14 protein-coding genes are annotated in these 12020 nt (G+C 51.8%); 6 read left to right on the top strand and 8 right to left on the bottom strand.

All coding sequences use genetic code 11. The annotated features are described in order from the left end of the window. Window positions 1-149: 149 nt before the first annotated feature. The gene (locus EDM58_RS25365; RefSeq protein WP_122915809.1) at window positions 150-350 is read right to left on the bottom strand and encodes a YwbE family protein; all 201 of its coding nucleotides are present in this window, start codon (window positions 348-350) and stop codon (window positions 150-152) included. Between the two features lie 102 nt (window positions 351-452). Between EDM58_RS25365 and EDM58_RS25360 the strand changes: the two genes are divergently transcribed. The 6 genes from EDM58_RS25360 (at window position 453) to EDM58_RS25335 (ending at window position 6713) form a co-directional block, all read left to right on the top strand. After that, window positions 453-932 carry a hypothetical protein gene (locus EDM58_RS25360; RefSeq protein ID WP_122915808.1) on the top strand — a complete coding sequence of 160 codons (480 nt, stop codon included), beginning with the start codon at window positions 453-455 and terminating at the stop codon, window positions 930-932. A gap of 137 nt (window positions 933-1069) precedes the next feature. Then, window positions 1070-2692, top strand: coding sequence for a response regulator (locus tag EDM58_RS25355; RefSeq protein WP_122915807.1), 1623 nt, complete (start codon window positions 1070-1072; stop codon window positions 2690-2692). Between the two features lie 32 nt (window positions 2693-2724). Further along, the gene (locus EDM58_RS25350) at window positions 2725-3087 is read left to right on the top strand and encodes a response regulator transcription factor (RefSeq protein ID WP_122915806.1); all 363 of its coding nucleotides are present in this window, start codon (window positions 2725-2727) and stop codon (window positions 3085-3087) included. After that, window positions 3084-5993, top strand: coding sequence for a hybrid sensor histidine kinase/response regulator (locus tag EDM58_RS25345; RefSeq protein WP_122915805.1), 2910 nt, complete (start codon window positions 3084-3086; stop codon window positions 5991-5993). The genes EDM58_RS25350 and EDM58_RS25345 overlap by 4 nt, the downstream gene beginning before the upstream one ends. Before the next feature lie 88 nt (window positions 5994-6081). Next, complete coding sequence (locus EDM58_RS25340; protein WP_425455641.1) at window positions 6082-6330, top strand: cold-shock protein; 249 nt, start codon at window positions 6082-6084, stop codon at window positions 6328-6330. Window positions 6331-6404: 74 nt separating this feature from the next. Next, window positions 6405-6713, top strand: coding sequence for a hypothetical protein (locus EDM58_RS25335; RefSeq protein WP_122915803.1), 309 nt, complete (start codon window positions 6405-6407; stop codon window positions 6711-6713). 66 nt (window positions 6714-6779) lie between these two features. Here EDM58_RS25335 and EDM58_RS25330 read toward each other — a convergent pair whose 3' ends face one another. The 7 genes from EDM58_RS25330 to EDM58_RS25300 form a co-directional block, all read right to left on the bottom strand. Further along, window positions 6780-7886, bottom strand: a complete 1107-nt coding sequence (locus EDM58_RS25330) for a histidine kinase N-terminal domain-containing protein (protein ID WP_246001060.1) — start codon at window positions 7884-7886, stop codon at window positions 6780-6782. 125 nt (window positions 7887-8011) lie between these two features. Then, a complete protein-coding gene (locus EDM58_RS25325) occupies window positions 8012-8836 on the bottom strand; it encodes a BclA C-terminal domain-containing protein (RefSeq protein WP_122915801.1) in 825 nt (274 codons plus the stop codon). Between the two features lie 41 nt (window positions 8837-8877). After that, the gene (locus EDM58_RS25320; protein WP_148039360.1) at window positions 8878-9738 is read right to left on the bottom strand and encodes a hypothetical protein; all 861 of its coding nucleotides are present in this window, start codon (window positions 9736-9738) and stop codon (window positions 8878-8880) included. Then, a complete protein-coding gene (locus EDM58_RS25315; RefSeq protein WP_122915799.1) occupies window positions 9719-10033 on the bottom strand; it encodes an alpha-helical endospore appendage domain-containing protein in 315 nt (104 codons plus the stop codon). The genes EDM58_RS25320 and EDM58_RS25315 overlap by 20 nt, the downstream gene beginning before the upstream one ends. A 139-nt stretch (window positions 10034-10172) precedes the next feature. Continuing rightward, the gene (locus tag EDM58_RS25310; protein WP_122915798.1) at window positions 10173-10577 is read right to left on the bottom strand and encodes a hypothetical protein; all 405 of its coding nucleotides are present in this window, start codon (window positions 10575-10577) and stop codon (window positions 10173-10175) included. Between the two features lie 42 nt (window positions 10578-10619). Continuing rightward, complete coding sequence (locus EDM58_RS25305) at window positions 10620-11474, bottom strand: N-acetylmuramoyl-L-alanine amidase (protein WP_246001059.1); 855 nt, start codon at window positions 11472-11474, stop codon at window positions 10620-10622. Beyond that, window positions 11471-11929, bottom strand: coding sequence for a phage holin family protein (locus EDM58_RS25300; protein ID WP_122915796.1), 459 nt, complete (start codon window positions 11927-11929; stop codon window positions 11471-11473). Before EDM58_RS25300 ends, EDM58_RS25305 begins: the two co-directional genes overlap by 4 nt. Window positions 11930-12020: the final 91 nt, after the last annotated feature.

Genomic DNA, 12020 nt, shown 5'->3' with positions numbered 1-12020 from the left:
CTGGGCGCGCTGGCCGCTAAGGGAGTGTTCCGCCTTTTTCCATTGCGCCTAGGTCAAGATCCCAAATGCCTTGCGCTTTTTTTCCCTTTTTCCGCGACCAGCTTTTCCTGGTCCCCCTTCCACCTTTCGTGGGCTTCTCATGGAGATTCTTATTGATTACCAATAATCTCCTGCACCCGCCCTACTTGTCCATCCTCGAGGCGCACTTTGATTCCATGCGGATGCGTCGCGGAATTGGTGAGAATATCCTTGACGATCCCGCGCGTTCGTTTCCCTGTTCGCTGATCCTGCTTCAATACAATATCTACTGCCAGACCGGGAAAAATATCTTTGCGGTTTTTGCCATTCATGCTTTCTCCCTCTCTTTCTACATACTAATGTAGATTACCATTCTTTCTCTCCACCTGTGATATAATCGACGGACAAACTATGACTTTTTACGGAGGAATTCCATGTTATCTTTTGAAGAAAAACTGGCGATTATCGAATCGTTTCCACAGCTCACCCGCAACAATGTCTCCCTCAAGCGAGTCAACTTCCACTACGAGGATAGCCTGCACGACAAAAAGACGGTTGTCTATCACCTTCATCCGAATGGCAATGGCTACGTATACGCCGCCTATCTGAAGGGCTACCAAAAGGATGTCAAAGGCTATGTCAACATCCGCGATTTCTCGGCTGACGAGCTGCGCGCGGTCATCGAGGCCTCGATCCAGATGCTGTCTACAAAACGGGAGCCCGTCGTCCATGCCGCTGCCGAGGATGCCCCGGTAGAAGAAATCTGGACTGATGAGCAAAACCGCAAGCTGGTGCTGCAGCAGGAGGATTCCCTCTGGAACGTCTACCATGGACTGAATCTGGAGGCTTCTTTTGAGTCCTACAAGGAAGCATCCCAATACTTGATGGAAGAGGGCTTTTCCCTACAGTCATAGGCATTCGCACCCCCGGTTAAACGTTCATTTTTCCCTCACTGATTTTAGATTGGATAAATATTTCTGATGTGGTACACTTCCACCTATCTAGATGTGAATCTCCATAGTGATCGCAACGAACGGGGGAAACAAACCGCATGATGAAATACCGCAATACCTTGATTCACAATATCCAGAAACAATTGGAGGCCTGGTTGGAACAAACTGGGCCTGTTCCTCATGAGGATCTCTATCGTTTCCTCCATTCGCTGAAAGGCACAGCAGGTACAATCGGGCTGCAGGATTTCTCCGATGTCTCCCATACGCTCCTGGTTCAAATGGATCAGATGGCTCCGAAGGATTGGCATACCAATGAATGGCGGCCTTTTCTCATGGAGTTGATCACGCTCTCCTACGAGCTCCGTCTGGACCAGGAATTGCTTCTAAACGATTCGGTCGGAGAACGGGAGAACCGATACGACCAGCAGCCTCTCTTGCTGATCCTGGACGATGATGTCACGTTGCTGATGTATCTGAAAGAAGAATTGGAAAAATTGAATTGGTCTGTCATCGCGACTGTCTATCCCCATAAAGCATTGGACTATTTCCATGACATGCACCCGGATTGCCTGATCGTGGATCTCAACATCCCGGAGACGGGCGGTTTCCAGGTCATGAAAACGCTTGGCGAGAAAATAAAAAAACAGTATGTCCCGACAACTGTCATCAGCACCGACTCTGATCGGGAAACGCGTTTTCGCGCATACCGTCTCGGGGCGGACGATGTCATGTGCAAGCCTCTCGATGTGGAGGAGCTGGCGATCCGCTTGGAACGCCAGCTTCGCCGCAAGCGCTGGATCGATCGGATTCTGTTTCTCGACGAGCTGACCGGGGCCTACAATCGCAACTCGCTTCAGCAAACCTACGAGCGATTGCTTCACGAAGCTCTGCGCGCGGCTTCTCCTCTTTCGCTCGCTTTTTTGGATATCGATCACTTTAAACAGGTGAATGACCAATACGGGCATCTGATCGGAGACGACGTGCTGGCGCGCTTTGCCAACTTCGTCCAGTCATCTGCGCAAAAACACGATATTTTGTTTCGCTACGGCGGTGAAGAATTTATCCTGTTGATGCCCCAAACTGCCCAAGACGCGGCCAAGCACTATCTGGAGACGATGCTTGCTGCCTTTTGCCAGCTCACGTTTGAATCTGCTAATGGCCCCTTTTCGCTCAGCTTTTCCGCAGGAGTCGTCGAAATTATGGCCCCGGAGAAGCCGTTGTCCTATTGGCTGGAGCTGGCTGATGATGCCCTGTACAAAGCAAAAAAATGTGGCCGGTGCCGCATCGAATCACCTGAATATACGCAATTGGCTGAAGGCGGCACAGTCAAGCTGAAGGTAGCGATCATCGATGACGATGCCATGATTCGCACCATGCTGGCGGAATCGGTGAAAGCCTGCTTCGAAGGCTGGATTACGGCAGATACCCAGATGTTTCGGGATGGGGAAGCCTTTTTGCAGAGTGACTGGCACAGCGGACCGGAGCCTTACCTGGTCATCCTGGACGGGATGATGCCGAACATGGATGGCATGGACGTGCTTCAAGTCATCCGAAGCTCGCCCTATACGAAAAAATACACCGTCATCATGCTGACCGGACGGACCGAAGAACAGGATATTGTCAAGGCATTGCAGCTTGGCGCCGATGATTACATGACCAAGCCTTTCAACCTGCGTGAGTTGGAAGCGCGTATCAAGCGTCTCATCAGACGCGTCGTATAATGATGCTACATGGAATTGGAGAGAGAAAGAAAATGGCAACCATACTTTTGGCAGAGGACGAAGCAGTCCTGCGTATGCTCATCTGCGATACGCTGGAGGACGAGGGACACAAGCTGGAGGTGGCCTGTGACGGCGAGGAAGCACTGCAAAAAATCGGACAGCGGGATTATGACCTGATCATCCTGGATCATATGATGCCCAAGCTGACCGGTCTGGACGTATTGAAGAAGATCAAGCAAATGCCGGACAAAACAGCTACGAAGGTATTGATTCTCTCCGCCAAGAGCCAACATTCCGATCAGGAAATCATGCGTGCGGCTGGAGCGGATGATTTCATTCCCAAGCCGTTCAGCCCCCTGGAACTGGCCCGCAAAGTCGAGGAAATGCTGGCATGACCTACTCTCAACAACTTCGGAGAAAAAGCATCACGCGGCGTTTCATGTCCATGATGCTGATCTTTCTCTTCCTGCTGATCGCCGGGGCATCGATTGTGCTGTATATGAATTACAGCGCTTTTTCTCACTATCAAACGGCCATTAAAAATTCGATGGAAAAACAAAAGCTGATCGATCAGCTCGTAGATCACACCTCTCTCATCTTCTTTCGTGCGAGAGGCTATTATGCGTTCCTGAATGAAAGCGAATATAATGAGCTTTTTAACGAGAAACGGCAAGTAGAAGCCTTGATCCAATCCTTCAATCAGCTCCCCCTGAACACACAGGAAGCCGCGATGGTGCAGCAGATTGAAGAGTTTGTAGACGATTTTTTCACTGATATCTTTCCTCTCGCATCCAGTTATGCGAGGGCTGGAGACTATGAATCGCTGCGAAAGCTCTCCTCCAGCGGGATCAACGAGGAAGTCAATGACCTGATTCGCTATGCTTCCGCCTATCAGATCCAGAGCCAGCAGCTGCTCACCGATCAGAATCGTACCCTTTTTGCAAACCTGTCACGGCAAAGCTCGTGGTTTCTTCTCTACATCGTGCTGGTGCTGATCATCGCCCTCTATGTGGCACACCGGACCTCACGCGATATTGGCGTTCCTCTGGGCAGAATCTCCACCCAGGCCGAGCGCTTCGCCCAAGGGGAAGCCGTCCATCTGCAGGACTTGGACCGTACGGATGAGATCGGCACTCTTGCGCGGTCGCTGGATTACTCGATGCGGCAGATTCAGGCGAAGGAAGAGGTCCTGGTCGCACAAAACGAAGAACTGCAAGCGCAGCAGGACGAATTGATGATGCAGCAGGAGGATCTGCAGGACGCGCTCGCCCAGATGGAGGCGAAAGAGCGCTATTTGCAAAAGCGCAACCAGATTATCCAGTCTTTGAGCAACACCCTGAACAAACAGGAGCTGCTGCACAGCATCGTGATCAATACGACACAGGCGATGAATGCCGATAAAGGGATTGTCGTCCTTTTGAATGACGAACGGGACAGCGCCACTCTGGGTCTGTCTTCGGAAAGCTTCGCCTCGTTTCAGGAAGGCTTCGAGCACGGCCCGCTCGTCCGCCTACAGGAGACAGGCATGCCGTACCTCCTCACAAGGGAGAGCACCATGTCGGAACGCAGTTTTTACGAAGGACATTCCATGACTGCCGAGCTTTATATACCCGTTCTCAATGCAACGGATCAAGTCGTGGCCTGTATTGTTTTTGCCCGGATCGACCGGACCTTCTCCCCTCAAGACATCGAAACCGCGACGGGGCTGGCCAAGCAGATCTCGCTTTCGTTGGACAAGCTGGCGATGTACGAAGAGGCGGAAAAGCAGCGTCAAATGACACAGGATATGCTGGATACGATTCAGGAAGGTGTGCAGCTCATCGATTTGCAGGGAAATACGCTGCAAGTAAACCGTACGTTTTGCGAATTTCTGGGATACGATCAGTCCTCCACTCTGCCTCACACGCAGCTAGAGGACTTCCTCGCCCGGTTGGAGATGCTTGCGGAAGACCACGAACGAGTGACCCAATTTGTAAAAGCCGCTGTGCGCAATGAGGGCTTACTACCCGCGAGCAGCTTTGTCTTTGCCATTACCTATCCGCAGAGACGGCAGATTCAGCTCTATGCGGAGCCTTTGTACCGAAGCCAGGAAAAGTGGAGCACTCTTCTGGTCTACCGCGACATTACGAGGGAATACGAAATTGACCGGATGAAGTCCGAATTCGTCAGCACCGTGAGCCATGAGCTGAGGACCCCGCTCGCCAGCGTCCTAGGGTTTGCGGAGCTTATGCTCAACAAGGAATTGAAGCCCGAAAGACAGCAGCGCTACGTGTCTGCCATTTATCAGGAGGCCAAGCGCCTGACCGCCCTGATCAATGATTTTCTGGACTTGCAACGCATGGAATCCGGTCTGCAAAGCTACCAGAGGGAGCCAGTTGCGATCGATTCGCTCGTCCAGGAAGTGTTTGCTCTGTACCAGGTACAGTCGTCGCGCCATACGTTTGCCCTGGATCTGCAAACGCCGCAGGTTCTTGTAGAAGGGGACCGAAACAAGCTTCGCCAGGTGATGACCAACCTGATCAGCAATGCTGTCAAGTACTCCCCGCTTGGCGGTGAAGTGCGAGTCACCTGCCGCGAAGACGGGGTTCGTCTCCTGATCGATGTTGCGGATAAAGGGCTCGGCATTCCGTCAGATGCCCTGCCGAATCTCTTCACCAAGTTTTATCGGGTGGACAATTCCGACCGGAGAGAAATCGGCGGGACTGGTCTTGGCCTTGCGATCGTCTCGGAAATCGTGGCCATGCACCAAGGAGAAATTGCCGTCGCGTCTGAATCGGGACGGGGCAGCACCTTTACGGTCAGTCTCCCCCTTTTCCAGCAGCCGACGGTCCAACGATCCGATAGCCTTGGAAGCGAAGTCTCTCTTTCGGGAACACCGGAAAAAGGACAGGTGGTCATTATCGAGGACGACCCCAACCTGTCCGAGCTGCTTCGTGAAGAACTGATTGGCTCGGGGTTCACCGTCCATTCGTACTCCCAGGTCAACCAGGCTTTGGGCGCCATCGAGGAGCTGAAGCCGGATGCTGTCGTGCTGGATCTGGTCCTAAAGGACGGCGAAAACGGTTGGGAAGTCATCGAGCGCATGCAGATGCGGCCTGAATTGCAGACGATCCCGATCATCATCTCCAGTGCCTTCGAGGAGCAGAAAAAGGCATTCGATCTGGGGGCTGTCCGCTATCTGACCAAGCCATATCATCCAGATTCGTTGTCGAAAGCCATTCTGTTGGCCATTGCCGATGCAGAAGCAGGGGGACAAATCCTGATTCCCGACCATGAGCAAGAAAAATCACGAGGGGAGTAGCTCCCCTCTTCTTTTTTACCCTTTTGCTGGGAGTCCAGAATAATCTTGGTATAAAGTTATGGGTTTGCTCACACATTAATAGAGGTACATGGTTTATCTTTACGAACGATGCCCCGCGAAGGAGGAGTTCACTGTGTATTTCTCAAAGAAAGCGGCAGTCCCGATCGAAGAAGAAGAAACAGACATATGGGCTTGCACCACAGATGGTTGTTCCTGCTGGATGAGAGAGAATTTTTCCTTTGAAAAAAGCCCCACTTGTCCCTTTTGTCAGGGTGAAATGACAAGGGATACCCGCATGCTCCCCGTATTGGCCAATCACACCAAGCGCACCACTTGATCTTCGTATTTACCCTTGTCGGAACTCCTTGTCTTCCCTACAATAGACATACGATGGACACGAGGAGTATGCCGATGAACAGGAAGGAAATGGAAAACCAAGTCATTCAAGCGTATCAACGAGACGAGGGAATGATGATACTCGTTTTCGCCCAGTGGTGTGTCAATCATGGCCTGGATGCTCGTGACTTGTATCGCCGCGCCTATCCCAACCAGGGCGACAATCCCCTGCTGGCCCAAATGCTGGAGAATACGGTTCCCAAGGAGGAATCCGAGGAAATCCCTCACGCCACATTACTGGGAGTTCTCTCCCTGTTTGGCAATGAAGATCTGGCATTTGTCGTCAGCGAAGAAATCGAAGGTCTGCAAAAACAGCAGAAATGATTCTGGCAGGTGAGATCACATGGCACTCAGTCCATGCCGATTTCACCTGCTTGTCTTTTGCAGCGCCTATTCTTTTCTTTGATCAAAGGTCATGTGAAAATGGGTGCTTCGATCCGAAGACTCACAGCTTATCGTACCGGCATGCCGTTCAATGATTTCCTTGCATACATACAATCCAATCCCCGTCCCCAGTTCTTTTGTCGTAAAAAACGGCTCGAAGATAACCGGTAAAATATCGGGTGGAATCGGGACTCCGTTATTCGATATAGAGATGCTGGCTTCTTGCTCGTTTTGGAAAGCTTCGATATGGATCAGCCGCTCTCCTGATACTCGCTGCAAGGCATCCAGCGCATTGGAAATAATGTTGATCAAAACCTGTTTGATCTCATCTCTGTTGCCAGTCAAGGCAAAAGAAGGATCGATCGCACACGCGGTCTGCGAATTGACATCAACAATCGTTGGATATAAAAAGGCCAATATATCTTCAATCAGCTGCGCCACATTGAACGTCTCAATCCGCCTGGAGACGGCAGCCGAGCCTTTTTTGGAGACGAGCAAAAATTGGGAAACCCGATAATTGAGCTGGTATAATTCATTTTCAATAATGTCGAGATAGGGCAGATCAGGATGATCTTCTTTGAGCAGCTTGGAAAAGCCGATGACAGATGTCAGAGGATTGCGGAATTCGTGTACAAAACTGGATGCCATTTGGCCCAGGATGGTCATCCGGTCTTTGTGAGACCGTTCGATGAACATCTGCTTCTTATCCAGGTCCCTGTCCTTCAATTCGGTGTATTTGGAAACAGCGTGGACCAGGAAAATGTCAAAACATTCGTTAATTTTCATGAGAACGGGCAACATGAGAGCGGCGGGTACTCCGCCCTCCTGCAAAGAGTCGAGGATCAGCCTGCGGCCCATGCAGACGTTATGTACAAAGTCCCCAATGTTGATTTGAGCCCGATTGCGTTCACAAGCCACCCGATAGGCCAGCTCCTGAATGTTCTCCTCCGTTACGGTCCCGCGAAAATACCCAATTACCATACGATACATAGCTTGTCCATTTAAGTGAATCCGGTCTTTGAATGGGTCGTGTTCAGACTTGACGATCTGGTTTTTGAACTGTTCCACGATCTTTGCTTCCTGTGCCTCAAGAAACTCTGTCAATGGATCCATGAACAACCGCTTTCACCCCGTATGTAATAAGGTTATATTTTCTCCATTATTATACATTTTCTACTGAACTACAACAGGACAACTCTACAAAAAAAGAAGGCTTCAACGTCGCCTTCTCTTCTTCGCTATAGTTTCACGATCGTCAAGGTAGCGCCAGCTCCGGTCTGGAGCACAGCTTCGCCGTCGAATCCATACACTTGCAGGGCAATCTCATCTCCTGCAGCCAATGAAGCCAGAACTGTATTGGTGAAGGAAAATTGCTCCCCGCTGGAAGCGATAACCGTCGGGATGTAGGGCTCTTCATTGATCATGATTCGGGCATGGATGGGCAGGGGTTCTGTAAATTGAATCACATAGGTGATCAGGTAATTTCCATCCACCGGAACGGTAAAGGCGGTATGCTCCTCATCGGTGAAGATCCCTTGCAGCACCTGATTGTCGGACAGCGGGATCGGAATGCCCTCTTTTACGACGCGCAAAATCGCACCTCTTGTATTGGCGCCAAATCCATTTATCGCCATGACTGGTTCCAGTTCGCTTGCTCCGAAGTCCTCCCTGGCTATATGAATCTCCTCTTCCTCGTCTTCTTCGCTAGGTCCAGTCTCCACCACTCCGGAAAATAGCTTGACCGGACCTCGCTCCTCAGACCGTTCAGGCAACTGCAGCAACGTCTCCAGCCTGGATTGCAGCAGCATTTCCAGACGAATCGCCGTATTGAGCGTCTCCTTCACGCTAGTGTCGATCGTCATCAATTCATCCATGGTCACTTCAGACTCATATCCTGCCCCCGGCAGCGTCCCCAAGGCAAATTTTATCTTATCCCCTTCGACCGCCAGGATCTGTGTCAGGCTTAGCTGCTCCATCGCCATCGCGGACAGAAGCAAATTGACGGCATCGTCCCGCGTAATCGTTATTTTGGGATCGATATTTGGAATACCGGGAATAGACACATCTCTCCCTCCTCTCTATGCACATGTCTTCTCCACGATACTTAACGGCGACCGGACTCTTTCTTTTTGCTCCCCGGTACGACGTCGTTGTGAAGCCAGGGCCTTTTTGCAGGCGGAGCTGTTTGGATAGGAGGATTTGTCATTCGTGCGTCCTGGCCGTATTCCGCCAATCTTCGAATCACGTTGTTCATCCGTCTGGATCCTTCCGCTGAAAAAAGGGGCTGCGACTTCCAAACAGAACCCCATTCTCCCAGCGCCTTGCGAAAGGAGCGCTGTTTTTGCTGCAAATCGTCAGAGGCAAGAAGCTTTTTCTTTTCTTTGTCACTCCATGCGTCCCCCTTTCTCGACAGCAGGCGCAGCAATTCCTCCCCCTGCTGCACGCACACCAGGAGCAGATGTTCCAATCGTTCGATGTCTGCTGCCTTCGCTTTCTCTGTGCTCAGTCGGACCAGCCAAAAGCTGAAAAAGGAGTAGGTGGACGCAAGAAGCCCAAAGGCAGAAGCCGCCGCATTCGTCTGCTCCCGTGTCAGGTATTCTGGGGAAAGATGTGTTGTCTGGGCATTCCGGCGGAGCGTTTCATGCGCCATGAAGCATTGCCAGCGCCGATACGTCGCAGATTGGTAGGCAAGGATCGCTTCCAGCCATGCACGATAAGAATCCAGCCAGCGAACAAAACGGGGCAAGGAGAAGGTTTCGGGCGGTTGAGAGGTATGCAGCCATGAGGCGAGGTGCAGTGCTTGCGCCGTCATGAGGGTTGTTGCAGACTTTTCCAAAGCAATCGAGGATTCCAAGAGACCGATGTTTGCCCCTGACGCTCCTTCTTCTCTCCCGAAGTCTGCCGCCCGCCGCAGAGCTTCCGATAGACCCCGTGCAAGGAAAGGGTTACTCCTCTTCTGTGTCATCTTGCCCGCCGAGTTTCCCGTCCAGCTCCATGATCTGGTCGAGCTTGAATTGCAGCAAAATTTGTTTGCCGACCATGGTCCGCAGCATCCGCTCGACACTCCGGTTCATCTGGATCATATCCTCCAACGACACATGATCCCGCTCCAAGAGGCGCTGCATGTTTTCCCCCTCGGCATTCAGGATTTGCGACAGGCTGATTTCATCCATTGCGACCGAAGCTAACAAAAGGTGAATGACTTCCTCCCGCTTCAGATCGATGCGAGGCGTAATGTCGGGAATGTTGGGTAATGACATGCGGGGTTGCCCTCCATTTCACAAAGGTCATAGCTTCGTTGCTTGTCCGAAGATCAGCATATCTGCAGATTTTCCGCCGGCTATTACTACCAACGTATTTCTTTCCCGGCGATTTTATGATGAGGAAAAAGCAGTTCCTTTACGATTCCTGGGCAAATACGCCGTAGGCTTTCTCTGTTCTGGGAATTTTTGTAATGTACAGCACGCCGGGAATTTCTTTGCCTCCGCTGTAAGTGCCTCCTGCCAACGTAGACGGCGAATAGATGGTCTCTACCCGAATATGGTCCGGATACTCCTGGACGGTACTGATCATCCTATTGGGCTCGGCCAACAGCAAATAGGTATGCTCCCCCTGGTGGAAGACATGCAGGCCGCCATCTTCTTCGCCTAATTTTTGCTCAAAGTACGCCCTGGCTTCAGGGGGAGTCCCGTCCTGCAGGTGAACCAATGTCTGCGGAACGCTTTGGGGATATTCTTGTGATGAACAGCCAAAGAGCACGATACATGCCAGACTACAGATGCAGAGAAGTATTTTTCCGTTCATTCGTTTCCCCTCCTTCAAGGGGTTAGACGAGTGGAGAAGGGGTTAGTTTCGCTTTCCATTTCCATGCAGGATGACGGTCTTACTCTCTGCATCCCAGGTTGCTTGCAGATCTAACGCTTCGGCCAATTCACGCGCAGGCGTGTAGGATATGCCGTTTACGTTGTGGGCAGTCACTTCTCGACCATTTACTTTCACGCCTTTGGTCAGCGGGTCCCATTCTACCTTGCCCCCTGCTCCTTCAGCCACAGCTCGCAGCGGCAGATACGCAACCCCTTCATGGAGGGCGCCGGTGGCGGGCAGTTCGATCTGAATGGCGCACCTGGGCAAAGCGTCTTCCCGTACAAGCGAATCGTCGGTCAATAATCGCTGGACATCTTTTTTAAAGTTCTCCCAGGCCATGACGGCTGTCACGCCGAAGCAAGCGAGGGCCTCCTGATTGGTGACAAAAAAGGCCGGACAGTTTTTCCCCGTTACGTCGAAATGCCGCCACAGCCTGTCCACGCCCCATCCGTATTGTTTCAGGATATGGCTTGCCAGCTCCACTGTCTTTCGGTACACCTCGGAAAAACGTCCATCCGCGTTGACGCACATTTCGATGCCAATCGTGCAGTTGTTCGGATAGCTGCTCAGCCTGTTCAGCGCATCCTGCTTATAGGATTTTGCGCCGACGTGGTACGCCATCTCATTTTCCGGCAGACAGCGAATGATCTGCCTGTCATCTACGATATAATGAGCGCTTGCGATCGTGGTCGGCTTGTTGAAGTAGTTCCGATTCGCCATAGCGTTGGCGCCGCTCGATTTGTTCGCCGTCCAATGGATGACCACGCCTTTGGGGCGAATGGTTTTCCCGGGACGCGCGTTTGGATTGGTCAAAAAACAGTCCGTGATCTGCATCATTCCTTCTCCTTCCTCGTCGATCGCTCTGCCTTGGCCTGAATCTCCGAGGACACCAGCTTGACTACAGCCTTGGGCAGCGGCCATCCTGCCCGGAAGGCATTGGCAGTCAGACTGGTCCACGTATGGTAGATCAGTCCAAACGTGACGCCGAAGAACAAAAAGCCCGGCGTTCCCACCACCCGATCCAGCAGGTTGGCGACAGCCGGCAGAGCAAACAAAAACAAGGTCCGCGGAATCCGGCTCAACCCGTACTCGGAGGAGTAGGTCAGGTCTTTTTTCGCGGCGTACACTCCTGTCATCCAATCCAGTGCGATCATGACCAGCAGGACGATCAGAATATCGCGCCGTTCGCTGCCGTACAGATAATAAAAAACGGGAGCCATCGTGGCTCCCGTTGACATCGCCCACCCATTCGCGGGCGTGAGCAGAGTGTCAAAAGACTGAAAAAACCTCATGTGCAGCTCCCTCCTTTTTTGTGCAAAGACTTGGAAACCCGCGGTCTTGCATGGTGGTCTGCCAGCTCTTGTGGAGGGGAGGAAACCAGCT

It is taken from the genome of Brevibacillus panacihumi (assembly GCF_003710985.1).
Taxonomy (GTDB): domain Bacteria; phylum Bacillota; class Bacilli; order Brevibacillales; family Brevibacillaceae; genus Brevibacillus; species Brevibacillus panacihumi.
Note: the sequence above shows the minus strand (reverse complement) of the source record. Positions and strands in the feature narration are given on the sequence as shown.